Here is a 24,232-nt window from a genome sequence, read left to right on the forward strand (position 1 = left end):
GAAGTCCTTATTACTACTGAATCAAAATGAGATAACTTAACGACAAACACATCAACAATAGATTTTTTTTTAAACTCTCAGGCAACCATGTACTAAAAACTTGCGTCTTTATAAATAGAAGACTTAAATAAGCACATTTGAAAGTTATTCATTTACATAACAACAATACGACACTTTTAAAAAAAGCAGCCAAAAACAATCGTGAAGCGCAACACGAACTGTTTAATGCACATGCGCCAAAAATGTTAAGTATTTGTCGGTATTATATAAAGGATATTCAAAATGCAGAGTCTGTTATGCTCAATGGATTTTTTAAAGCATTTGTAAATCTTAAGCATTTTAAGTACAAAGGAAGTTTTGAAGGATGGTTACGGAAAATTATGATAAGAGAATCTATTTCGTTTATCAGGCAACAGAAGCATATAGAATTTTCAATTGAAGATATTGTGCTTCCTCATGAGCAGTCAAACAATATTAATACTGAAATTGAAGTTGCTCAGATTCAGCAATTAATAGACGAACTTCCTGAAGGTTATAAACTGGTATTCGTAATGTATGCGATTGAAGGTTATAGGCATTTTGAAATTGCAGAGATGCTTAATATTTCGGAAGGCACGTCTAAATCACAATTATTTAAAGCAAGACAAATGCTTCAGAAAAAAATTAAAGAATTAAATCAAACGAGTTATGGCACCAATTAAATTTGAAGATAAGCTAAAAGATAAGCTCGAAAATCGAAGTCTTCAACCATCTGAAGATGCGTGGAGTACTTTGGCTAACAGACTGGATAAAGAAGAAGATAAGAACAGTAACACAAGGTTTTGGTGGCTTGGTATTGCTGCCAGTATCATAGGTGTGATTTTGATAACGACTCAGTTTTATAAATCAACTGAAGAGGTAAAAGATTTACCAGTTGTAGTTGATACAAAAGCAATGCCTCAGCGTGATTCAGGAGTTGTGAATGATGCGCATGTTATTGATAATGTTCTAACAAATTCCGAAGAAAAAAATAATATTATTGAGACTGAAAATGCGACTAATATAGCTGCTGTATCTAGTAATAAAGCTAATCAAAATCAGAAGTCTGATAGAAAAGAAAATGGTACAGAGCAATCGGAAGAATTACAAAGCATTGTTGCTTCTCAAGAAAAATCAACACCTGAAAGAGTTGGTAACAATCAAGTAAAAACATTAACTCAAGAAGAATTAAAAATTATTGAAGTTGTAGATGTCATCAAACAACTTCAGGCGAGTGAATCTTCGGTTTCAGATAAAGAAATTGATTCGCTTCTTAAACAAGCTCAAAGAGAAATTTTAAAACAACGCATATTTGACGAAACGACAAGAACAGTTAATGCAGATGCTTTACTTCAAGACGTTGAAGTTGAGCTCGAGCAGTCTTTTAGAGATAAAGTATTCGAAGCTTTAAAATCCAGTTACAATTCGGTAAAAACTGCAGTTGCCGAACGTCGTAACTAAACTATATCAAACAAAAAACGAAACGTTAAACCCAACATCAATTAAATTACGAATATTATGAACACTATTACTAAATGCGTAGTGCTGCTCACCTTATGTCTTTTTGTGAGTTTTGCAAGCGCTCAAGAACAACAAAACGACTCTATTGTAACTAAAACTATGCCTTATCGTGAAAATGGTTTAAAAATAGACAGACTCGAGGAAACTAAGAAATCGATTACAGAAGAGGAAAGGGCGTATTTAAAACAGGAAGTCGAACTAATTAATCAGCGTTTAGACAGAGGAGAAATTACCAGCACTGAAGCCGAAACCTTAAAAAAAGAGGCTGCTTTAAAGCATGCTGCAAATATAGAAGATCGTATTGCGATTATTGATGCAAAAATCAGTCTGCTAAAACGAAATCCAGATATTGAACATATTTCAGACGATGAAGATAATTCCATGTCTATAACCATAGGTTCCAAAGGGTTCTTAATAGACATGGCTAACAAAAAACGAGAACCACCTAAGTACGATATTAGAACGACCAACAAATTATTATTTTCTCTGGGATTCAATAATGCCATTGGAGATGGTCAAAATTTAGGAAATACACCTTATGAACTTGGTGGCTCCGGTTTTGTAGAATTAGGATGGATTTGGGAAACACGATTGGCTAAGAATTCCAATTTTGCGAGAATTAATTATGGATTTGCTTTTCAATGGAACAAACTTAATGTGAAAGATGATCTTTATTTTGTGCAGAATGGAAATGAAACAACACTAGAAGAGTTTCCTGTAGATTTGAGAAAATCTCAAATTAGAGTAACCAACTTAGTCGTGCCTGTTCATTTCGAGTTTGGACCTTCTAAATTGAAAGATTATGGTAACAGAGTTCGCTATTTAACTTATAATAAATTTAAAGTCGGAATTGGTGGTTATGCTGGTGTAAGATTAGCGACGCAAACAAAATTACGCTATAAAGATGAAGGCGATATTGTTAAAAATAAGACAAGGCGAAATTATAATGCTTCAAATTTTGTTTACGGATTAAGTGCTTATGTAGGTTTTGACCAAGTGTCACTTTATGCGAAGTATGATTTGAATCCATTATTCAGAAACCAACTGGTAGATCAACATAATGTGTCCTTAGGATTGCGATTTGATTTACATTAGAAAAAAACCTGAGTATCATAAAAAAAAGCTTCATTGTCATATGCAATGAAGCTTTTTTGTTCGCTAATAATACCCTAAATTTACCATTCACTTTTACTTTACAATTTGATATCACAACGCAGTATAGAACAAGTTTTTGAAACCGCTCGAGTAGAGGAGGTTATTGGTGATTTCGTGCAATTAAAAAAAGCAGGAAGTAACTTCAAAGGCTTAAGTCCGTTTAGCGATGAACGCTCTCCAAGCTTTATGGTGTCTCCTGTAAAACAAATTTGGAAAGATTTCTCTAGCGGAAAAGGTGGAAATGCAGTGACATTTTTAATGGAACATGAACATTTTACCTATCCTGAAGCCATTAAGTATCTAGCTAAAAAATACAATATTGAAATAGAGGAAACAGAGCAAACCGACGAACAAAAGCTAGAAGCCAATGAGCGTGAAAGTTTGTATCTGGTAAATGAGTTTGCTAATGCGTATTTCCAGAAAGTCATGCTTAAAACCGATCAAGGTCAGGCGATAGGCTTGAGTTACTTTAAAGAGCGTGGTTTTACAAATGAAACTATAAAAACCTTTAATCTTGGTTATTCCCTTGACGATTGGCAGGCTTTCACCGATGATGCTTTAAAAAAGGGATATCAATTAGAGTTTTTAGAAAAAACCGGACTTACAATTGTTAAGGAGGATAAGAAATTTGACCGCTTTAAAGGTCGTGTGATGTTTCCTATTCATAGTATGAGCGGACGTATTTTAGGGTTTGGTGGACGTATATTAAAAACTGATAAAAAAGCTGCTAAATACCTGAATTCGCCTGAGAGTGAGGTATATCATAAAAGTAAAATTTTGTATGGCTTATTTCATGCGAAGCAAAGTATTGCGAAAGAAGATAATTGTTATCTGGTTGAAGGTTATACAGATGTGATTCAATTTTACCAAACAGGAATTAAAAATGTGGTTGCGTCTTCAGGTACTGCATTAACTCCTGAACAAATTAGATTGGTTAACCGACTCACAAAAAACATAACGGTTCTTTTTGATGGTGATGCTGCAGGAATTAGAGCGTCCATTAGAGGTATCGATCTCATTTTGGAACAAGGCATGAATGTAAAAGTTTGTACTTTCCCAGAAGGCGAAGATCCAGATAGTTTTGCTAAACAAAATACTTTAGAAGAATTAACAAGTTATTTAGACAGCAATGCCAAAGATTTTATTCAGTTTAAAGCCTCATTATTGATTAAAGAAGCAAATAATGATCCTATTAAAAAGGCTGAAACAATAAGAGATATCGTTAACAGTATTTCTAAAATTCCAGATCAGATAAAAAAAGAAATCTATATTCAGGAGTGTTCCCGAATTATGGATATTAGTGAGGATGTATTGTTTAGTACCTTAGCGCAGATTAATAAAAAAGATTATCAGGAAGTAAATAAAGCATACAAATCTCAGCAAAAAGCCTTTGAAGTTGTTCGTCCAGAAGTGAAAGCGCCTAAAATAGATTTACAATACGAATTGGAACGAAAAATTATTGAAATCTTATTGCTCTACGGAAATAAAACAGAAGATTTTGAAGATTTGGTTTTAAAAGAAAGTGATGATGGTGAATTACAGCTTGAGCCTGTAGTTCACAATGCTAAAGTGTTTGAAAAGGTATATTTGGATTTACAGGAAGATGAAATGCAATTCACCAATGAAACATTTAAAAGTTTGTATTATACCATTATTGATACGCTGCATCAAGAGCCTGAATTTTCGACACGAAATTTTGTAAATAAATTAGATCAGGATTTAGCGTCCGAAGTCACTACGATTTTAATGAATGATGAACGTTATAGCTTACACGATTGGGAACGCAATCACATTATTCCTAAAGAAAAAAATCATGGTATATCGCAATTAGTGAATCAAACAATTTTGACTTTAAGGTGTTATTTAATTGATAAAAAAGTGGCTGAATACCAAAATGAAACGCTTCGAGAAGAAAGCAATTCAAGAAGTATTTTAGAAGACGTTAAAGATTATCTAGGACTCAAAATGTTGCTGTCACGAAAACTAGGGAAAGTGATTGGAGGAAAAGTTTAGGTAATCTCCATATGTTTGCCTTGATTTACCAGATCGATTAAGTTTGTTACATTAAGTTTTTTGAATAATCGGGCTTTGTAGGTGCTCACGGTCTTTTCATTAATATCAAGCTCCAAAGCAATTTCTTTATTCTTTTTGCCCGAGGATAATAATTTTAAGACTTCTACTTCACGAGTTGATAAACGTTTGTAAATTCTGCTTTTAGATTTTTTCGTGTCATCATATTTAAGGTGTTTAGACATTTTTTCACTTAAATATAATTCGCCTTTATGTGCCATTAAAATCGCTTTCTCAATAATATCAGTAGATTCAGTTTTTGAAACATAGCCTGACGCTCCGGCTTTAATTGTACTAATGGCATATATTTCTTCAGGATGGTAACTAAACATAATAATATTAATATTACTATGCTCTTTTTTAATAGCTCTTAATGCAGTAATACCATTGAGTTCAGGAAGATCAATTTCAGAAATGATAACATCAACTTGGTGACGCCTTACAAATTCAAATATTTCAACTCCACTTCCAACTGTTCCTATGACTTCTATCTCGCTATGTTCTTTGAACAATAGTTCTAAGCCAGTCCTGATAATAGGATGGCTATCTACTACTAATACCTTGATCATGATATTTAATTTAGTTGGTTACTAAGTGTCCAAAACTCAACAATGTTAAGTTCTAGATAGTGGAGATTTCAATTGTAAAAATAGAAAAAAAATCAACAAGTACGACTTTTAATAATGATTAATTCATTGTTTGTTTTAAATCTTTAGGAATTTCGCAAATTGGTATCGGAATCATTTTATGTTGATTATTGCGATTATACCTCATAAATATTTGAAAGACTTCACGTTGTCTGCCTTCAAAATCATCTACCGTTCTCCCTTCGTCTTTCTGCTGCATGGCCCATTCAAGTTCTGGATAGGATGCACCTATTTGATCTTCATCACTCCTAGCATCTCCAAATAGTCCATCGCTTGGCGCAGCCTTCATAATAGATTCAGGAACTTGCAGTAATTCTCCTATGGCATAAACTTCAGATTTCATCAAATCAGCAATCGGACTCAAATCTACGCCACCATCACCATACTTAGTATAGAATCCTACACCAAAATCTTCCACTTTATTTCCTGTCCCAGCAACCAATAATCCCAAAAGTCCTGCATGGTAATATAAAGTCGTCATACGAAGTCTTGCTCTGGTGTTTGCTAAAGCCATATCTACAATACTTTGCTTGCCTTCAAGCGACACTTCAGTTTTAAATTCTTCAAAAACAGGTGTTAAGTCTGTTCTGGTGTCCTTTACATTAGAAAAACGTTTTTTTAATTGTGCTATATGTTCTTGAGCTCGGCTCACATGACTAGCCGCTTGATGAATTGGCATTTCAATACACAATACATCTAAGCCTGTTTTTGCACAAAGTGTAGACGTTACAGCAGAATCTATTCCTCCGGAAATACCAACTACAAAACCATTAACTTTAGCATTTGTAGCATAATTTTTAAGCCAGTTTACAATATGGTCAATAACTTTATCTGTCTGCATTTTTTATAGTATTTAAATGAAAGAATAGTACCTTTGCAAAACAAAAATAAAGGAATCACGTTAGTTATAAAAATTAATAATACCTAAGTTTCTTTTAAATCAGATATGAAAAAAATTTACTGTATTTTCTTCTTATTAATAATTGCTTTTTCTTGTAAAAAAGAAGATCAAATTGAAAGTGAAATTGCTAAAGTTGAGGTTGATTTTTTGGTGGAACGTTTTGATCGAGCTTTTGCTGAAGCGACACCAAAAGATCTAAACCAGCTTAAAGAGACGTTTCCTTTTTTGTTTTCAAAACATGTACCTGATTCTGTTTTTATAGCACGAATGACAGATACCTTACAGAATGAATTATTGGATCAAGTCGATAAAAAGTTTAATAATTTTTCTGATATTGAAAACGATATTACCCGACTTTTTCAACACCTAAAATATTATGATGTAACATTTTCTGAGCCTCGTGTGGTCACCTTAACTAACGATGTAAAATACAGAGATAAAGTTATAGTAACAGATACCATTGTGCTCATTCCTCTCGATAACTATTTAGGAGAAGATCATGAGTATTATATGAATATTCCTAAATACATAACCCAAAACATGAAGCCTTCTCAAATTGTTTCTAATTTGGCTTCAGAATATGCTAAACGTTACACGTTTCAATCTCAAAAGAAAACACTTTTAGACGATATGATTTATTTTGGAAAGCAGCTGTATTTTAAGGATAAAATGACTCCTTTTATGTCAGATGAAGAAAAAATTGGATATACGACTTCACAACTGGAATTTGCTAAAGCCAATGAAGCTCAGATTTGGACAAACTTTATTGAAAATGAATATTTATACAGTACCGATAGTAGTCTGCCAGGACGCTTTATTGCTGATGCACCATTTTCTAAATTTTACTTGCAACTGGATCGTGAATCTCCAGGAAGACTAGGTCAATATATAGGTTGGCAAATTGTGAGAGCTTATATGAATAATAATGATATCACTTTCTTGGAGATGATGAAGAAAGATGCTGTTGAAATTTTTAATAAATCAAATTATAAACCACCAAAATAATGTCGAAACAACATACATCAAAAATAGAGCTCAATGTAAAACTTGACGAAAACAGAGTGCCAGAACAATTGCATTGGACGGCAGAAGATGGAGGAATCACAAATGCTGAAGCTAAAGCGATGATGCTCGCTGTTTGGGATAGTAAAGCTCAAGAAACACTTAGGATTGATCTCTGGACCAAAGATATGCCAGTTGATGAAATGAAGTTGTTTTTTCACCAGACTTTAGTTGAAATGAGTAAAACCTTCAGAAGAGCGACTCAAGATGAAAAAATGTCTGCAACGATGATGGATTTCTGTGACTATTTTGCTGAAAAATTAGAACTTAAAAGATAAGTTAACGGTTTTTTTTCAGATTTAAGAATTAGGCAATATTTCGACTTCATTAAATGAACTGTAATAAGGGACTATATTAAAGTATTTTGACCTCTTAACTGTGCTATAATATTTCGGATTTCTAAATTGTTTATTCATAAATTTATTTTTATCATAAATAGCATAAATAACAAGCGTATTATCTTTTCCTATATCAGATTGTAATTCTAACCTATTTTTCTCAATCAATTCAGGAATTTCATCTTTATAAACTAATTTCATAGATTTAGTAGATCCGAAATTAGAGTTGGTTTTTTGTACAGCCCAGTAATAAATAACCTTTCTGCTTTTTTTCTTGTTTTTATTTGGTAAAGGTTCTGGCGATTCTAAACCAGTATTTTGGGTTTCTTTATTTCTCTGAGAATAAGCTACAATAGCACTTTCTCGCTTCTGAACATACATGATAATTCGTTTTTTACCTACTCTGGCTTGTACGATGAAATTACCAGCAGGAAGCATGTTGAGGTCAATTTTTGTTTTATCGCTATTAACATCTACACTTTCCAGAAAATCCTCATTAAAAATATCTACTTGGCTTATGTTATGTTTAGAACTTTCTAGAATAAGGCTATCTCCACTGCTGTTGAGCCCTTGTTTTAAATTACGGGCTTTATGATTTACATTGGGTTGAAACTTTATATTCTGAAAATTTTGACCGTAACTGAATACAGTGAATATTGCAAATGCTAATAGGTATAAATTCTTCATAAAGTAAATGTAACTTTATAATGTGACAGGAATGTACGTTATGTGCGAAAATTTTGACTCATTTGGCTGCGCCTCTAGGGAATTCAAATAATTTTATAGGGTTAGAAACTTAAATCATTGACCTTTTAATTCATAAAGGCATAAACAGGTACGACGTTAAAAATCGTTGAGGTTTCAGATTTATAATACTCAGGATTTCTAAGTTGTCTCGTCATAAATTTTGATCTGTTATATATCTCATAAACGAGGAGTTTGTTGTTTTTGCCGATTGCTGTTTTTAATTCTAACTTCGCTTTAGAAATTAATTTCTGAATATCGTCTTTATATTCCAATCTCATCGTTTTACGTGATCCGAAACTTGAATTGCTTTCAGTGACAACCCAGTAAAAAAACGTGTCATCCTCTTCAAGGGTTTTCAAAGGTTTGTGAATAGGCGTTAAACGTTTAGTGCCTTTAGTGTTTAACTTTTGGTGTGAAGATGACAGTTCAAGATCCTTTTGTGTTGTCTTAAGATGTTCAGGATCAATGTTTAAATCGTCCTTTTTCTCTAAATACATGACAATCCATTTTTGGTCTAATTTGGCTTGAATAACAAAATTTCCCAGAGGTAACATTGTAAGATCAAGCTTGGTTTTGTAGCTTCCAACAGCAATGCTTTCTGAATAATCTTCATTAAATATGTCGATTTTGAGGATTTGATCCGTTTTGCTTTCTAATAAAAGACTATCGCCTTCTTTGTTTAGGCGTTGATCTAACGTATTAGCTTTGTAATTTAAGTTTTTGTGAAAAGTTATTTGCTGTCCATAGTTGAGTATGGAGTATAGCATGACTAATGCTAAAATGTAGGTGGTTTTAGACATGATTTTGGGGCGTTAAAGAATCTAATATATCAAATATTACTGAAATATGCCAATATATATCAATTTATAACAAATAACTAGGTGCTTTAAAAAGAGTTTTCACTGCAATTAAACCCTCAAAATGTTAGTTATTATTTAAATGATTTTTATACACTTTTAAAAATTAAATATAACGAACAATCCTAAATTTAGGTTTTTGTAATATTTCTTTGTTCACTTTTGGAAATGTAAAAAGGTTCTGTATTGAAAATAGAAGTTTGTTCTACGGATTTATAAAACCCGGGATTTCTAAACTGTTTGTTCATGAATTGTGATTTGTCATAAATCTCATAAATCTCATAAATTAAAAGTTTATTGTTTTTCCCTGTATTTGATTTTAGTTCTAATTTATTCTTTTTAATTAAATCTGGAATTTCATCTTTATAAACTAATCTCATAGACTTCGTGGATCCAAAACTAGAATTGATTTGATATACAACCCAGTAATAGCTTAGATTATTATTGTTTGTTTTATGATTAAATCCAGTATTCTTTATAGTGTGTTGTTTGCTAGTAAAACTCGTTTTAAGATCACTAACAGCTGTTTTGGTATTGTACGTTTTCTCTAAAGCCATAATAATCCATTTTGTGTCAACCTTGGCTTGAATAATAAAATTCCCTAAGGGTAACTTTTTTAAACCAATTTCAGCTTTAGTACTGTCAATGTCATATTTTTTTGAAAACTTATCATTAAATATAACTACTTGTGAAATTTCTCCTGTTTTACTTTCCAGAAAAAGACTATCTCTATCTTTATTCAAGTTTTGTACTAACAAGTTGGCTTTATAATTTACATTTTTGTGAAATGTAATTTGCTGACCATAAGCCATTAAAGAGCAAATTATTAAAAATAGAATTGAAATTGATAATCTTTTATTCATTACGATAATTTATATTATTTTGCTAGTAAATAGTAAGACACCTATTCTTTGAGTTAGTCACAATTAACTGATAAATATTTGAAGGGTTTGAATGTTTTTTATCAGTGATAAGAGGTCCTAGTTGATTAATATTTAAATTAGCCTATGCGAAAAATACTTTTTGGTGTCGTAGTCACTTTAATGATCCTCTTCACATTTAAATATTGTGGAGATAAAAAGGAAGCTAAAATTACGCTTCAGGAGAATTCTGCATTAATTCAGAAGCAAGTTAAAAACGTCGGAAAACTAATCGTTACCGAAGGTCATTTTAGTGAAGTCTTTAGTTATCAAAATTCAAAAGGTATTTTTGGAGATTTATATGAAGCTGAAAAAAAGGCACTGGTAGTCGTAAATGCAGATGTTACTATTGGCTATGACTTAAGTAAAATAGAATACAAGATTTATGAAACTACCAAAACACTTCAGATTATAAGTATTCCAAAAGAGGAAATCAAAATTTCGCCGGATTTTGAATATTATGACATACAAGCTGATTTCTTGAATCAATTTGAAGCTAAAGATTATAATGCCATTAAAACAACTGTTAATGCGTCCTTGATGAAGAAAGTGGAAGCTTCCGAGTTAAAATCAAATGCTAAAAACAGATTGATTAGTGAGCTGGCAAAGTTTTACATTCTAACCAATTCTTTGGGATGGACTCTAGAATATAAGGAAATCCCGATTGCTAGCTATGAAGATGTTCAATCTATAAAATTATAGCTTATCCTGTAATCGCACCCAACCTCCGCCATTTGTTGCTTCAATGTTTTGTAAGTTTAAAAATTTTGCTGCTTTAGCTGAACGAACTCCGCTCTCACAACACACAATTACGGGTTTGTTTAAAGCCTTTACGTCATTCACCCGATGTTGTAATACATCCAGAGGAATATGAACTGAATTTTCAATGTGTCCAAGATTCCATTCCCGATGAGTTCTAACGTCTAAAATAACGGCTCCGTTTTTCAGGTAATCTTCAACCTGGCGCTTTTTAGCACCAAAAATAAAACTAAAAAGTCCCATAGTTTCTTTTTGTTTAAATTTACGAAGAATTTGATTACAAAGTTTTTGAAACAGGAAACGCATAAAGATATAATCATAATCACAGCAGCCGATCTTTTTAAATTAAAGGGCTCTAGTGCTATTACGATATGCTAGATTTAGCTATAGCGATGGGAGTTCAAACTGGTTTTAAATTTTAATTTAGATCGCAGATTACTTATCGTCTCAACGAGGTTATAGCTTTCAATATCTGGTAAGGAAACTTAAACTAGTCTATATCAATTGGTAATACAACTAAGTTTTTTCCATCAAAAGCTGGATGGTTTTTTTCGTATTTTTTAACTTTAAAAATAGAAGTATTAGTTTCTATTGGGTTTTGAATTTGCCAAACGATAGCATTAGTTTGGGTTATCTCATATAGCGTTCCTGCAACTCCTTCAGTAATTAAAGTATTACCATTAGGCAGTCGTTGCGCTCCGGCAAGACGTGAGGAATAGATCATATCGTTTTCATAAGACCAAGCATAAGTTTCAGGAACATTCATGGTGTTTGGTAATAATTGGTATGTTCCATTTGATGCTTGTGGAATTAAAACTTCGTCAACCGAGGATTTATCTGGATATTTATTGTTATTAAAAATCATAAAATTTCCGCCATTGTTTACCGTATTACCTATCCATCTAACATCATGTTGTTCAAATAATCGTTGATTTTCAATGGTTCCCATATTATATGCTTTTGGGTTTCCCCAACGGTATAATAAATCGCCTCCTTTATTACTGTTTCCGCCCATATGAGAAGCAGCTTCCGCCGTAGTTGTGCTATGGTCAATAATCCAAAACTCACTAAAAACTCTTGAACTGACTACAATTTGATCAAATTCTTCAATATAATCGATGGAGTTTAAGTGGTTAAAGTTGGCATCACCACCAGTAAAATTGATATTAATTAATTCTGGATGATTAGAAACTATTCCAAAATTTTCTTTTGTTTCATCATGATCTTGAATTAAATGATCCCAAACAGACCATTCCCAAACGATATTTGCTTGGTTGTTTGCTAATGGTTCAATCTCAATAATCTTACAAGGCCAGACTTTGTTTTCAAAAAGTAGACTTGGATTTCTTCCTTTAGCAATTGCTTCATTTACAGATTTGTTTTCCCAAACAATAGCTAATATATTTCCGTTTGGTAAAATGTTTAAATCGTGATGTAGTACATAATCAGTGGTATTATACTCCCAAAACCATAATTGATCTCCATCAAAATTTAAAATTTCTATTGCTCCAGTGGCTCCAGATCCAAACGTAGTATTAGGTTGTCTTAAAGCTCTTACTAAGTTTCCATCATTAGTTAAATAAGAAATTAATGCGGCAGTGTCAGATTCCCATTGATTAACTACAAACCCCTCATTGTTAATAAGAAACGTGTTTGTAGATCCTAAAGGAGACAATAATGTATATCCTTCATAAATACCATCATCATAAGTAATAACATTTTCATGCAAGACTATTGGTTCATATCCTGAAACATTAAAATCATCATCGTTTTTACAATTAAAGAGAAGTAGTATAAATATTAAAAATTTTAATATTCTTGATTTCATAATAAGGATATTCATTTTTATTAAAAAAGCAAAATTCTATTTTTACAACACATATTCATGCAAAAATAGAATTCTACTTTATGTACTAGTTCAGATTTTGTTATTTAATAACGATTTTAAAAGTCTTTATACTATGTTCTATATTAACCTTTACAAAATACATTCCTGAGTCAAAATTATTAAGATCAACATCATGAACATTTGTAGATAATTTTGAATTTAATACTTCCTGACCTAAACTATTAAATATTAAAAAATTGGACATATTAGTGCTTGCTTGCATAGTCAATACATTGGTGTCGTAGTTTAAAAAATGTTTAAAATTAGTAGTGCTATACGCTTCTGCACCTAACGTTGGGCTTTCTGTAACACTTAAATTAAAAACCATTAATAGATTAGCAGAGTTTGCGGTTGTTGCACGAATTGCAACATAATACGTGCCATCGGAAGGTGGTGTGAAAGATTCTGAAGCTGTATATGCTTGGCTAATTAGATCATTTCCAGTTGTTTCACCAAAAATACCAGATTGTGTAATACCTGTATATGTCGCTAATAAAGATTGATATGTTGCTGTGGAAGATTGGCTATCTGTAATGTATAGCTCATAACTCTCGTCAGAAATACTATTTAAATCGAATGCATTGTATAGTACATCTATGTCATATTCGTTTGCTGTTGTCATATCCATTTTTTTAGAAAACAACCAATCATTTTTGGTAACTTCAGTTGAAGCTTGTGGAAAAACAACCATAAAACTATCATTAGCACCATCGCCATCTAAATCGTTAGTGTCGGTGTTATATGACCACACTGGACTTGCTGTATCTGCATCTTCAGTTCCCCAACAGTCTAAGATTGTTCCGTCTACAAAACTTTCGGAATATGGATATGTAGCAGAAGCAGAGCAATCTCTTAGTGTTCTAAATCCAATTGGTCCAACCCAATTACTGTCTCCATTAGAACCACCACAATTTGTGCGAATAAAAAAGTCGTATTCTGTGTTAGGACTCAATCCTGAAAAAGCAAAATTAGCTGTTGTAATATTAGATTCTAAATTACCAAATCCTTGTGTGAATCCATCTGTTCCCCATTCAATTTCCCAAGATGGAGTACCTGTATTCGTATCTGTCCAGCCTAAATCAAAAGTAGTAGAAGTGACTGCGTCAGCAACAAATCCTGTAGGCTCTATACAAACTGCAGGAGCTTCAGATAGTGTAAAGTCAAAACCAAAAGAACTCCATCTATTATCCCAAACAATATAATACGTTGTATTTGCAGTGGTGTTAAATATAGCTTCAGATAAATAATTTCCTCCTGGGTAATCAACATCGTCACTTCCAGTTACACAAACGAGTGCACCACAAGTTCCTTCGTAAATTTGAAGTCTCGTATCGCCGTTTAAATTTGCTGGTAAAATGTTAGAAGTTACAGTTGCTGACCCGGAAGCTGTTGGTGTGTATGTATACCATTCAGCAGCAGCAGCGTTTGTTGTGCCACCAGAACAAATAGTTGTTGTGCCTTCAGTTCCGTTTACACCAGTTACTGTATAAGCGCCAGCTGTTATTGCTGTAGCAGACGCACATGTGTCTTGAGCAATTCCTAGGTAAGGAAAGGTTAAAAAGCAAAAAAGTAATAAAGTAATTTTTTTCATAATATTAATTAGATGTTGTTTAGATGTCAAATATAGAATAATAATATAGGTAAGGTTTTATTAATTAAATAATTATTTCAAATGATAAGTAATAATAGTTTCAACTTATTTTTTATCTTCCAAAGGTCTATGAAAAAAGAAACTAGAAAACAAGAAATTATAAATACAGCTGCTAAGCTTTTTAAAGAAAAAGGCTATAGCGCAGTAACGATGCGTGATTTGGCTACGGCTATGGGGATTAAAGCCGCTAGCTTATATAATCATATCAATTCCAAACAAGACATTCTCAAAGCTATTATTATTTCTATTGCCGAAGAGTTTACCAGTGGAATGTCTAATATCACTAATTCTGAAGTGTCTAGTATTTCAAAATTAAAAAGTATTGTTAAACTGCATGTCAATATTACATCAAATAATACCTATGCAATGGCATCTTTAAACAATGACTGGATGCATCTTGAAGATCAATTAAACTATTACCTTAGACTTCGAAATGATTATGAAACCAATTTCCTTAATATTATAAAAGACGGCATTTCTTCTTCAGAAATTAAAAATAGTAATCCCGAAATCGTCATGTTTTCCATGCTAACCACTTTGCGCTCATTGTATTTGTGGATACCCAAAAAAGAAGATCTTAACGCAAACGATTTAGCACATAATTTAAGTGAAGTGCTCATTGAAGGAATTAACAAATAGTTAGCAAAATATTTTGTAAATTTGTAAACTAAACTAACAAGTGTTAGTTTGGTATTTAAGGATGACATATGGCAGAATTTCACAACGTTAAGGTTGCAGATATTTATAAAGATACAGAAGATACCTCAGTGGTGACTTTTGAAATCCCATCTGAATTACAAGAGGAGTTTAGATTCAGACAAGGGCAGCATTTAACACTTAAAGCTGATATCAACGGTGAAGATGTACGTCGATCATACTCACTGTGCTCTAGTCCCACAGACAACCAATGGAAAGTTGCTGTGAAACTTATTCCTGGTGGCAAGTTTTCAACCTACATTAATGAAACTTTAAAAACAGGAGATCAGCTTGAAGTCATGGCTCCTAGTGGCACATTTGGTGTTGAGGTCAATGCGAATTCATCTAAGAATTATCTCTTTTTTGCTGCAGGAAGTGGTATTACGCCAATCTTATCCATGATCAAAACTCATTTAAAAGCTGAGCCCAACGCTACTTGTAAATTGTTTTATGTGAATAAAACAGCAAAATCCATTATCTTTAAAGAAGAGTTAGAGCAATTACGAAATGCGTATTTCGGAAGATTAGAAATTTACTATTTCTTAACTAAAGAGCGTCGTGATATCGACTTGTTTAACGGTCGTTTTGATGATGATAAAATGCGAGTGCTCACCAAAACGTTTATTGATATTCCAGATACGAGTGAAGTGTTTCTTTGCGGACCAGAACAAATGGTCAACTATGTGAGTGCTTACTTAATAAATGCAGGGTTACCCAAAGAACTTGTGCATTTTGAGTTGTTCGTTAGCGGACTTTCAGAAGAGGATATCAAACGTGTCGAGCGCCTGTCTCAGCAAAATGTAGAAGGTGTTGAAGTGACTATCGTAGATGGTGGAAAAGAATTCATATTTACCATGACTAAAGAATACGATAATATTTTAGATGCAGCTTTAGGTGCAGGAGCCGATTTGCCTTTCGCCTGTAAAGGTGGTGTTTGTAGTACCTGCAAATGTGAAGTGAAAGAAGGTGCCGTTGAAATGAAAATAAATTATGCTTTAGACGAAAAAGAAGTTTCACAGAATTTGGTGTTGAGCTGTCAGGCAGTGCCAACTTCTGATAAAGTGGTTGTCGATTTTGATGTTTAAAAGATAATGATATTCCGACCAAAGTGGAGGAATCTCAATAATTGGAATAATGATTTTGGCGTTACTCTACTTCGCGTAAGCTACGTAGAGTCAGGCTCTCGCAAGTCGCTATCAGAGATGAGCTCCAACAAATGCTCCATCCTTAACGCAAAGCGAAAGTCAATCATAAAGTGTCATTCCGAGCGCAGTCGAGGAATCTCAATAACAAAGTGAAAGGTCATTCTGAACTTGATTCAGAATCACACGAGTTACAAAAAAGAGTTCTATAATAAATGTGGAATCAAACAAATATTGAAAAAGAAAGAAAAGTTTAACGTGCTAAAGGCCAAAAGCTAATAGCGAATAGTGATCAAGATGAGCGAAGAACAAATTAGAAGTTTAGAAAAACAATTCGATGAACGCATCGCACGAGATGAAAAAATCGAACCCAAAGACTGGATGCCTGAAAAATACCGTCACACGCATATCAGACAAATGTCGCAACATGCACATTCTGAAGTCGTAGGAATGCTTCCCGAAGGCAACTGGATTACAAGAGCGCCTTCCTTAAGACGTAAAGTGGCATTATTGGCAAAAATACAAGATGAAGCAGGACATGGTTTATACCTCTATTCTGCGACCGAAACTTTAGGTGTTACTAGAGAAGAATTGTATGATCAACTCCACTCTGGAAAAGCAAAATATTCAAGCATATTTAATTATCCAACATTAACTTGGGCAGATATGGGAGCCATTGGTTGGTTGGTTGATGGTGCAGCCATTATTAATCAGGTGCCTTTGTGTAATACGTCATATGGACCTTATGCTAGAGCTATGATTCGTGTATGTAAAGAAGAGAGTTTTCACCAACGTCAAGGTTATGAAATTATGATGAAGCTGGCTAATGGCACTCCTGAACAAAAAGACATGGCTCAAGATGCATTGAACCGTTGGTGGTGGCCAAGTTTAATGATGTTAGGGCCAACCGACGATAAGTCTGTTCATACAGAACAATCCATGAAATGGAAACTTAAACGTAAAACTAACGATGAATTACGTCAGCAGTTTATAGATCAAACAGTGCCTCAGGCAGATTTAATCGGCTTAACAATTCCTGATCCAGATTTAAAATGGAATGAAGAACGTCAAAGCTATGATTTTGGAGCGATTAATTGGGATGAGTTCTGGCAAGTTGTTAAAGGCCATGGTCCATGCAATAAGGAACGAATGAAAGCCCGAGTGAATGCATGGGAAGAAGGAGAATGGGTTCGTGATGCGGCAATGGCTTATGCCGAAAAGAAACAAGAAAGAAAACAAAAACAAGCTGTTTAAATTGTTTGTCACCTTGAGCATTGGTTGAATAAAAATATAGTTTTATTGAAAGCACATTGTGTAGCAATTAGAAAGGTCTTCAAACAAACAAATAAATATATCATGTCAAATAAAAAAAACTGGCCTCTTTGGGAAATCTTCGTAAGAAGTAAAAACGGATTAGAACACAGGCACTTTGGTAGCCTTCATGCAGCAGATGCTGAAATGGCTCTTGAAAATGCTAGAGATGTCTATACACGACGCAATGAAGGCGTAAGTATTTGGGTTGTAGAATCTAAACATATTACAGCGTCTAATCCTGAGCATAATGGTGAACTATTTGAGCCAGCTCAAGATAAAGTGTATCGTCATCCAACATTTTACGATTTACCAGATGAAGTGAAACACATGTAATGCTAACGTTATTCTGAACGTGTTTCAGAATCTCATAAATAGTAACAAATGTCACCTCGAGCATTACCGAGTTAAAAATATATTTTGAATGAAGGTAGCTCGCAAAGCGAATCGAGAGGTTTTAATGGAAGAAAAATAAATGTCATTCAGAGCAAAGCGAAGAATCTTATTATTTAAAGATTAAATATGAAAAACGAAAACTTATACAATTACATACTAGGCATAGCAGATAACAGTCTTATCCTTGGTCAGCGTATGGGAGAACTTTGTGGCCATGGCCCAAGTTTAGAAACTGATATCGCTTGTACCAATATTTCATTAGATTTATTCGGACAAGTACGAAGTTATTTTCAATATGCTGCTAAAATTGCAGGAGATAAGAGAACAGAAGATGATATCGCGATGCTTCGCAAAGAACGCGAATATAAAAATGTATTACTGGTAGAACAGCCCAATACAAACTTTGCCTATTCTATTGGTCGTCAATTTTTATTTGATGTCTATCATTTGGCCTTTTTAACGGAGTTGCAGAAAAGTTCAGATTTAACATTGTCAGCAATAGCAAACAAGTGTGTCAAAGAAGTGAGTTATCACGAGCGATTTTCTTCAGATTGGGTAAAACGTTTAGGTGATGGCACTGAGGAGAGTAATCAAAAAATGCAGGAAGCTATTAATGATTTGTGGACCTATACAGACGAACTATTTCATCAAACTCCAGCTGATATAGCTATGGTAACTGAAGGCGTTGGTGTTGATGTAACCAAATTAAAAGAAAAGTATTACAAACAAGTAAGTGAACTATTACAAGAGGCCAATCTCGAAGTTCCTGAATCAAAATGGTTTCAAAAAGGAGGTAAAGAAGGTATTCATACAGAGCATTTAGGGTATTTATTAAGCGATTTGCAATACATGCAACGCACATATCCTAATATGGAGTGGTAAAAATTCCTGCGAAAGCAGGAATCTCATAAAACGATAAAAGAAATGTCATCCTAAAATTTTCACACTGAGCGCAGTTGAAGTGTTATTCAGGATCTCATCATAAACAGAATTAGATGTCATTCAGAGCAAAGCGAAGAATCTCATTTTAAATTATGACAACAACAGAACAAAACATAGACGAAATTTTAATTCCAATTCTGGAACAGGTTTCTGATCCAGAAATCCCAGTATTATCCATCATGGATATGGGAGTTGTGCGTTCTGCTGTTATCAAAAATAATATAGTTAAAGTCGAAATCACACCAACCTATAGTGGTTGTCCAGCAATGGATGTGATTGGTGACGACATCAAAAAAGCATTACAAGAGGCAGGTTACGAATCTGAGATTGATTTGATTTTGCATCCAGCTTGGACAACCGATTGGATCACACCAAGAGGTCGAAAAGCTTTAGAAGATTATGGTATAGCAGCACCTTTAAATGCCGAAGCAGATAAAGAGGTTCTGCTTAATGGAAAACGAATCGTGAAATGTCCACAATGTCGATCAACAAACACACGATTAGTCAGTCAGTTTGGTTCAACAGCATGTAAAGCACAATTTCAGTGCGATGATTGTCAGGAACCTTTTGATTACTTCAAGTGCTTGAAGTAATCAAATTTCTGCGAAAGCAGAAATCCTATAAATAGAAATAAAATGTCACCTTGAGCGCAGTCGAAAGGTCTCAATATAAAGAAATATGAACGAAAGCATTCAGCTTAAAATTGAAAATAAAGTAGCGTACATCACGCTCAATAGACCAGAAGTCTTTAATAGCTTTAATCGTGACATGGCTTTATGCCTTCAATCAATTCTAGATGATTGTGAAACAAATTCAGAAGTAAGAGCAATCGTTCTTACTGGAAACGGAAAAGCATTTTGTGCTGGACAGGATTTAAAAGAAGTCACTGATCCAGATTTAAATCCTGGATTCAAAAAAATACTTGAAGAACATTACAATCCCATAATCACAAGAATTCGTGCAATTAAAAAACCAATTATTGCAGCAGTAAATGGTGTGGCAGCAGGTGCTGGAGCAAATATTGCGCTGGCTTGTGATATTGTTGTAGCACATGAAAAAGTGAGTTTCATTCAAGCGTTTAGTTTAATCGGTTTAGTTCCTGATAGTGCAGGAACCTTCTTTTTACCAAGACTTATCGGTTTCCAAAAAGCATTAGCATTAGCCATGTTAGGAGACAAAATTGGAGCTGAAGAAGCCGAAAAACTTGGTATGATTTACAAAGTCATTCCCTTAGAAAATTTTGAAGATGAGGTAAATAAGTTAGCCTTGAAATTAGCCAACATGCCTACCAAAGCTCTAGGGTTTATTAAAGAATTATTTAATCAATCGATGACCAATGATTTAGATGCGCAATTAGCTTTAGAATCAAAATTGCAAATTGAAGCAGCACAAAGTGAAGATTATGCAGAAGGTGTAGCCGCGTTTATCGAAAAACGTAAACCAAATTTTAAAGGAAAATAATTTAAAGTTGTCACCTCGAGCATTGGTTGAAATAAAATGTAATTTTATTGAAAGCACATTGGAAAGCAATACGAGAGGTCACATTGAAAGATAAACAGAATTATGAACATAGGAATAATTGGTTCAGGAACAATGGGAAGTGGCATCGCACAAGTGGCAGCTACTGCTGGTTGTCAAGTAAAATTATACGATACCAATCAAGCAGCTTTAGATAAGGCAAAGACATCATTGGAAAAAATCTTGTCGCGTCTAATAGAAAAAGGACGCATAGATGCTTCTGAAAAAGATAGAATTCAATCTAATATTAGTTATGTTAATACTTTAAAAGATTTATCAGATGCTAACCTTACCATTGAAGCCATAATCGAAAATCTGGAGATTAAACAAAAAGTCTTTTCAGAATTAGAAAGTTATGTAGCTGAGGATTGTATCATCGCATCAAACACTTCGAGTTTATCAATAGCCTCTATCGCAGCATCTTTAAATAAACCTGAACGTTGTGTCGGTATTCACTTTTTCAATCCAGCACCTTTAATGAAATTAGTTGAAATCATTCCTGCGATTCAAACATCTAAAGAGGTACTTCAAAAATCAATTGAAACCATTTCCGACTGGAATAAAGTGGTTGCAGTTGCTAAAGATACTCCAGGATTTATCGTTAATAGGGTTGCAAGACCTTTCTATGGTGAATCATTACGAATTTATGAAGAAGGAATCGCAGATTTCGCAACTATAGATGCTGCCATGAAAGATGTTGGAGGTTTCAGAATGGGACCTTTTGAATTGATGGATTTCATCGGAAATGATGTGAATTATACAGTAACAGAAACGGTTTTTACAGCCTTTTATTTCGATCCGAGATACAAACCAGCATTCACACAAAAACGTTTTGCTGAAGCTGGGTACTTAGGACGAAAATCAGGAAAAGGTTATTACGATTATGATGAAAACGGAAAGCTAATTTCACGTCATTCTGAACTTGTTTCAGAATCTCATAACAGTAAATTATCAGAGCAAATTTTCAACCGTGTTTTAGTCATGCTCATCAACGAAGCTGCAGATGCATTATTTCTGAATATTGCTTCAGCAAAAGATATTGATAATGCCATGACTAAAGGTGTCAATTATCCAAAAGGATTATTAGCTTGGGCAGATGAAAAAGGAATCGATTGGTGTGTGAATACCATGGATGAACTATATAGCGAATATCATGAAGATCGCTATCGTTGTAGTCCGTTGTTACGTAAAATGAAAAAAGAAAACAAAACATTTTTTTAACAAAAGGAATTAGGGATCAGGTAAAAGGGATTAGTATGAAGAGTAGCTATCATTTTAAATTTGAAGATTTATTAGTGTATCAAAAAGCTATGGATTTTGGAGAAGAAGTTGACGAATTAGTGAAAAATTTTCCTAATCACGAATTATATGCTCTATCATCACAATTTAGAAGAGCAGCAGATTCTATTGCTTTAAATCTTGCTGAAGGCTATCCTGGTTCAGATGCGCAATTTATCAAACACATCAATCATGCTATTTATAGCTCAAACGAATGTGTTAGTTGTAGTACAAAGGCTAAAAGAAGATCATATATTAATTTTGAACAAGATGAAAAAAACAGAGAACAGATATCAGAGTTAACAAAAATGATGACCTCATTGAGAAAGACCATTTTAGAAAGAAATGCAAAAACTAATCCCTAATACCAAATAGCTAATGCCTTTAACAGGAGAACAAATTCCCTACAAAATGCTTTCGCAAGACGCCTATAGTCAATGGCTAGGAATAGAAATATTAGAATGTGAAATCGGACGCTGTAGAGTGGCAATGACCATTAGGAAAGATATGCTCAATAGTATGAATAAAGCACATGGCGGAATTAGTTATTCATTAGCAGATACTGCTTTTGGTTTTGCAGCCAACACGCATGGTAAATACGCAGTGTCTATTGAGACAAGCATCAACCATATTGAAGCTTTAGACGAAGGTGATTATCTCGTTGCAGAATCAGTAATAGAGAAAGTAAACAATAAGCTAGGCTTTAATATTATAGAAGTAAAACGAGGAGACGAACTGGTAGCACTTTTTAAAGGTGTTGTCTACAGAACTCAAAAAGATTGGGAATAAAATTCCTGCGAAGGCAGGAATCTCTTAGTAGAAAGAAAATGAATTTTGACTAAGAAAAAAACATAGCAAGTAGAAGCGTTAGGGATTGATGTGGCATCCTTTTTTACATCCGTTCGAGTGAAATTGCTTTTAGCAATTTTGTAAGGTGAACAAGTAAAAAAGATATAACGGAAAGCCCGACCATTAGGGAACGCCAAAAAGAATATTAATAATTAAAAGATATCTGGTTTCGCAGGCATTTAAAATGAAAGAAGCATACATCATAGACGGAGTAAGAACTCCAATAGGAAATTACAAAGGCACATTATCTGCTGTACGCACAGACGATTTAGCAGCTTTAGTAATTGAAGAAATCGTAAAAAGAAATCCAAACATCCCAAAGGAAGCGTATGACGATGTCATTATGGGTTGCGCCAATCAAGCTGGCGAAGATAATCGTAATGTCGCCCGAATGGCATCCTTATTAGCAGGATTGCCTTTTACAGTTCCTGGCGAAACAGTAAACCGTTTATGTAGTTCTGGTTTGTCTGCAATTATTCATGCAAATCGTGCTATTAAAGCTGGTGATGGTGACCTGTTTATTTCTGGAGGTGTTGAAAACATGACACGTGGTCCTTATGTGATATCAAAATCATCGACAGGATTTGGAGGCGATTCAAAAATGTATGACTCCACTTTCGGCTGGCGTTTTATAAATCCCAAAATGCAAGAACTATATGGAACCGATGGTATGGGAAATACGGCTGAAAATTTAGTAACTAAGTATGCCATTTCAAGAATTGATCAAGATAAGTTTGCATATTGGAGCCAGATGAAGGCAACCAAAGCTCAAGAAAACGGACGATTAGCTAAGGAAATTGTAACCGTAGAAATTCCACAACGTAAAAAAGATCCTATCCGATTTTCGAAAGATGAATTTGTAAAACCAACGACATCATTGGAGGTTTTAGGAAAATTACGTCCTGCATTTAAAAAGGAAGGTGGAAGTGTTACAGCTGGAAATTCATCTGGATTAAATGATGGAGCAGCAGCAACCATTATAGCTTCCGAAGAGGCTGTAAAAAAATATAACCTAAAACCATTGGCTAGAATAGTTAGTTCTGCTGTGGTTGGTGTTGAACCAAGAATTATGGGAATTGGCCCAGTTCAAGCATCAAATAAAGCTTTGAAAAAAGCAGGATTGACCATGAATGATATGGATATTATAGAGCTTAACGAAGCGTTTGCTGCTCAAGCCTTAGCCTGTACAAGAGCTTGGGGATTGGCAGATGACGATCCAAGACTAAATCCAAATGGAGGATCGATTGCTATGGGTCATCCATTAGGAGTCACTGGAGCAAGAATTGCCTATTCCGCAGCTTTAGAATTGAAGGAACAACAAAAAAGATATGCGTTGGTTACCATGTGTATTGGTGTCGGACAAGGATATGCTGCGATAATTGAACGAGTTCCTGCGTAGGCAGGAATCTCACTATAAAGAAGAATGATACATTGGTACGTCTATATAATGGCAAATAAACCAAGCAGAGTAATTTATATTGGTGTAACAGATAATATTGTTGAAAGAGTAAGAGAACATTAAAAAAAGATTTATCCAAAATCATTCACAGCACGTTATAATTGTGA

Annotated in this window: 27 protein-coding genes; 19 read left to right on the plus strand and 8 right to left on the minus strand. The window is 33.9% G+C overall.

Translation table 11 applies throughout. From position 1 onward, the window contains the following. The first annotated feature begins 137 nt into the window (after positions 1–137). From TD18_RS02805 to dnaG, 4 genes are all read left to right on the plus strand, one after another. Entirely contained in the window at positions 138–701 is a 564-nt protein-coding gene (locus tag TD18_RS02805; protein WP_040248214.1) for an RNA polymerase sigma factor, read from the plus strand. Beyond that, positions 688–1,479, plus strand: coding sequence for a hypothetical protein (locus tag TD18_RS02810; RefSeq protein WP_040248216.1), 792 nt, complete (start codon positions 688–690; stop codon positions 1,477–1,479). The genes TD18_RS02805 and TD18_RS02810 overlap by 14 nt, the downstream gene beginning before the upstream one ends. Before the next feature lie 57 nt (positions 1,480–1,536). Next, positions 1,537–2,634 (plus strand): hypothetical protein, encoded by a 1,098-nt coding sequence (locus TD18_RS02815; RefSeq protein WP_040248218.1) that lies wholly within the window; start codon positions 1,537–1,539, stop codon positions 2,632–2,634. A 105-nt stretch (positions 2,635–2,739) separates the two neighbouring features. Next, a complete protein-coding gene (gene dnaG, locus TD18_RS02820; RefSeq protein WP_040248221.1) occupies positions 2,740–4,707 on the plus strand; it encodes a DNA primase in 1,968 nt (655 codons plus the stop codon). Here dnaG and TD18_RS02825 read toward each other — a convergent pair. Both TD18_RS02825 and nadE read right to left on the minus strand, forming a co-directional pair. Next, complete coding sequence (locus tag TD18_RS02825; RefSeq protein ID WP_040248223.1) at positions 4,704–5,333, minus strand: response regulator; 630 nt, start codon at positions 5,331–5,333, stop codon at positions 4,704–4,706. The genes dnaG and TD18_RS02825 overlap by 4 nt on opposite strands. Before the next feature lie 118 nt (positions 5,334–5,451). Next, positions 5,452–6,252 (minus strand): NAD(+) synthase, encoded by an 801-nt coding sequence (gene nadE / locus TD18_RS02830; RefSeq protein WP_040248224.1) that lies wholly within the window; start codon positions 6,250–6,252, stop codon positions 5,452–5,454. 105 nt (positions 6,253–6,357) lie between these two features. On the opposite strand from nadE, the gene gldB reads away from it, so the two are divergent. Together gldB and gldC are read left to right on the plus strand one after the other, a co-directional pair. Then, on the plus strand, positions 6,358–7,317 hold the full coding sequence (gldB, locus tag TD18_RS02835; protein WP_040248226.1) for a gliding motility lipoprotein GldB: 960 nt from the start codon (positions 6,358–6,360) through the stop codon (positions 7,315–7,317). Further along, positions 7,317–7,652, plus strand: a complete 336-nt coding sequence (gldC, locus tag TD18_RS02840) for a gliding motility protein GldC (protein WP_040248229.1) — start codon at positions 7,317–7,319, stop codon at positions 7,650–7,652. Before gldB ends, gldC begins: the two co-directional genes overlap by 1 nt. Before the next feature lie 21 nt (positions 7,653–7,673). Here gldC and TD18_RS02845 read toward each other — a convergent pair whose 3' ends face one another. From TD18_RS02845 to TD18_RS02855, 3 genes are all read right to left on the minus strand, one after another. Next, positions 7,674–8,399, minus strand: coding sequence for a hypothetical protein (locus tag TD18_RS02845; protein WP_040248231.1), 726 nt, complete (start codon positions 8,397–8,399; stop codon positions 7,674–7,676). A 125-nt stretch (positions 8,400–8,524) separates the two neighbouring features. Then, positions 8,525–9,259 (minus strand): hypothetical protein, encoded by a 735-nt coding sequence (locus TD18_RS02850; protein WP_040248233.1) that lies wholly within the window; start codon positions 9,257–9,259, stop codon positions 8,525–8,527. Between the two features lie 188 nt (positions 9,260–9,447). Next, complete coding sequence (locus TD18_RS02855) at positions 9,448–10,179, minus strand: hypothetical protein (RefSeq protein WP_152611302.1); 732 nt, start codon at positions 10,177–10,179, stop codon at positions 9,448–9,450. Between the two features lie 144 nt (positions 10,180–10,323). Between TD18_RS02855 and TD18_RS02860 the strand changes: the two genes are divergently transcribed. After that, complete coding sequence (locus TD18_RS02860) at positions 10,324–10,938, plus strand: DUF4230 domain-containing protein (RefSeq protein ID WP_040248238.1); 615 nt, start codon at positions 10,324–10,326, stop codon at positions 10,936–10,938. Here the strand turns inward: TD18_RS02860 and TD18_RS02865 are convergent. From TD18_RS02865 to TD18_RS02875, 3 genes are all read right to left on the minus strand, one after another. Next, a complete protein-coding gene (locus tag TD18_RS02865; protein ID WP_040248732.1) occupies positions 10,933–11,238 on the minus strand; it encodes a rhodanese-like domain-containing protein in 306 nt (101 codons plus the stop codon). The two genes, TD18_RS02860 and TD18_RS02865, sit on opposite strands and share 6 nt — an antisense overlap. Positions 11,239–11,485: 247 nt before the next feature. Further along, positions 11,486–12,823 carry an aryl-sulfate sulfotransferase gene (locus TD18_RS02870; RefSeq protein ID WP_052461023.1) on the minus strand — a complete coding sequence of 446 codons (1,338 nt, stop codon included), beginning with the start codon at positions 12,821–12,823 and terminating at the stop codon, positions 11,486–11,488. 100 nt (positions 12,824–12,923) lie between these two features. Next, on the minus strand, positions 12,924–14,474 hold the full coding sequence (locus TD18_RS02875) for a T9SS type A sorting domain-containing protein (protein ID WP_040248241.1): 1,551 nt from the start codon (positions 14,472–14,474) through the stop codon (positions 12,924–12,926). A 129-nt stretch (positions 14,475–14,603) separates the two neighbouring features. On the opposite strand from TD18_RS02875, the gene TD18_RS02880 reads away from it, so the two are divergent. From TD18_RS02880 to TD18_RS17540, 12 genes are all read left to right on the plus strand, one after another. Beyond that, positions 14,604–15,173 (plus strand): TetR/AcrR family transcriptional regulator, encoded by a 570-nt coding sequence (locus tag TD18_RS02880; RefSeq protein ID WP_040248243.1) that lies wholly within the window; start codon positions 14,604–14,606, stop codon positions 15,171–15,173. Between the two features lie 68 nt (positions 15,174–15,241). Further along, complete coding sequence (locus tag TD18_RS02885) at positions 15,242–16,315, plus strand: FAD-binding oxidoreductase (RefSeq protein WP_040248245.1); 1,074 nt, start codon at positions 15,242–15,244, stop codon at positions 16,313–16,315. A gap of 354 nt (positions 16,316–16,669) precedes the next feature. Continuing rightward, positions 16,670–17,626, plus strand: coding sequence for a 1,2-phenylacetyl-CoA epoxidase subunit PaaA (paaA, locus tag TD18_RS02890; protein WP_040248248.1), 957 nt, complete (start codon positions 16,670–16,672; stop codon positions 17,624–17,626). Between the two features lie 102 nt (positions 17,627–17,728). Next, a complete protein-coding gene (gene paaB / locus TD18_RS02895; protein ID WP_040248737.1) occupies positions 17,729–18,019 on the plus strand; it encodes a 1,2-phenylacetyl-CoA epoxidase subunit PaaB in 291 nt (96 codons plus the stop codon). Positions 18,020–18,205: 186 nt separating this feature from the next. Further along, positions 18,206–18,961, plus strand: a complete 756-nt coding sequence (paaC, locus tag TD18_RS02900; protein ID WP_040248251.1) for a 1,2-phenylacetyl-CoA epoxidase subunit PaaC — start codon at positions 18,206–18,208, stop codon at positions 18,959–18,961. Positions 18,962–19,113: 152 nt separating this feature from the next. Next, a complete protein-coding gene (gene paaD, locus TD18_RS02905; protein ID WP_040248253.1) occupies positions 19,114–19,614 on the plus strand; it encodes a 1,2-phenylacetyl-CoA epoxidase subunit PaaD in 501 nt (166 codons plus the stop codon). An 85-nt stretch (positions 19,615–19,699) separates the two neighbouring features. Then, a complete protein-coding gene (locus TD18_RS02910; protein WP_040248256.1) occupies positions 19,700–20,482 on the plus strand; it encodes an enoyl-CoA hydratase-related protein in 783 nt (260 codons plus the stop codon). 102 nt (positions 20,483–20,584) lie between these two features. Next, positions 20,585–21,760 (plus strand): 3-hydroxyacyl-CoA dehydrogenase NAD-binding domain-containing protein, encoded by a 1,176-nt coding sequence (locus TD18_RS02915; protein ID WP_040248258.1) that lies wholly within the window; start codon positions 20,585–20,587, stop codon positions 21,758–21,760. A 35-nt stretch (positions 21,761–21,795) separates the two neighbouring features. Beyond that, entirely contained in the window at positions 21,796–22,182 is a 387-nt protein-coding gene (locus TD18_RS02920) for a four helix bundle protein (RefSeq protein WP_040248260.1), read from the plus strand. Between the two features lie 13 nt (positions 22,183–22,195). Beyond that, complete coding sequence (locus TD18_RS02925) at positions 22,196–22,606, plus strand: PaaI family thioesterase (RefSeq protein ID WP_040248261.1); 411 nt, start codon at positions 22,196–22,198, stop codon at positions 22,604–22,606. A gap of 244 nt (positions 22,607–22,850) precedes the next feature. Then, positions 22,851–24,065 carry a 3-oxoadipyl-CoA thiolase gene (pcaF, locus tag TD18_RS02930; protein WP_040248264.1) on the plus strand — a complete coding sequence of 405 codons (1,215 nt, stop codon included), beginning with the start codon at positions 22,851–22,853 and terminating at the stop codon, positions 24,063–24,065. 24 nt (positions 24,066–24,089) lie between these two features. Beyond that, on the plus strand, positions 24,090–24,188 hold the full coding sequence (locus tag TD18_RS17540; RefSeq protein WP_316931623.1) for a GIY-YIG nuclease family protein: 99 nt from the start codon (positions 24,090–24,092) through the stop codon (positions 24,186–24,188). The last annotated feature ends 44 nt before the right edge of the window (positions 24,189–24,232 follow it).

Origin of the sequence: Psychroserpens mesophilus (assembly GCF_000826645.1) — a bacterium.
Classification (GTDB): Bacteria; Bacteroidota; Bacteroidia; order Flavobacteriales; family Flavobacteriaceae; genus Psychroserpens; species Psychroserpens mesophilus.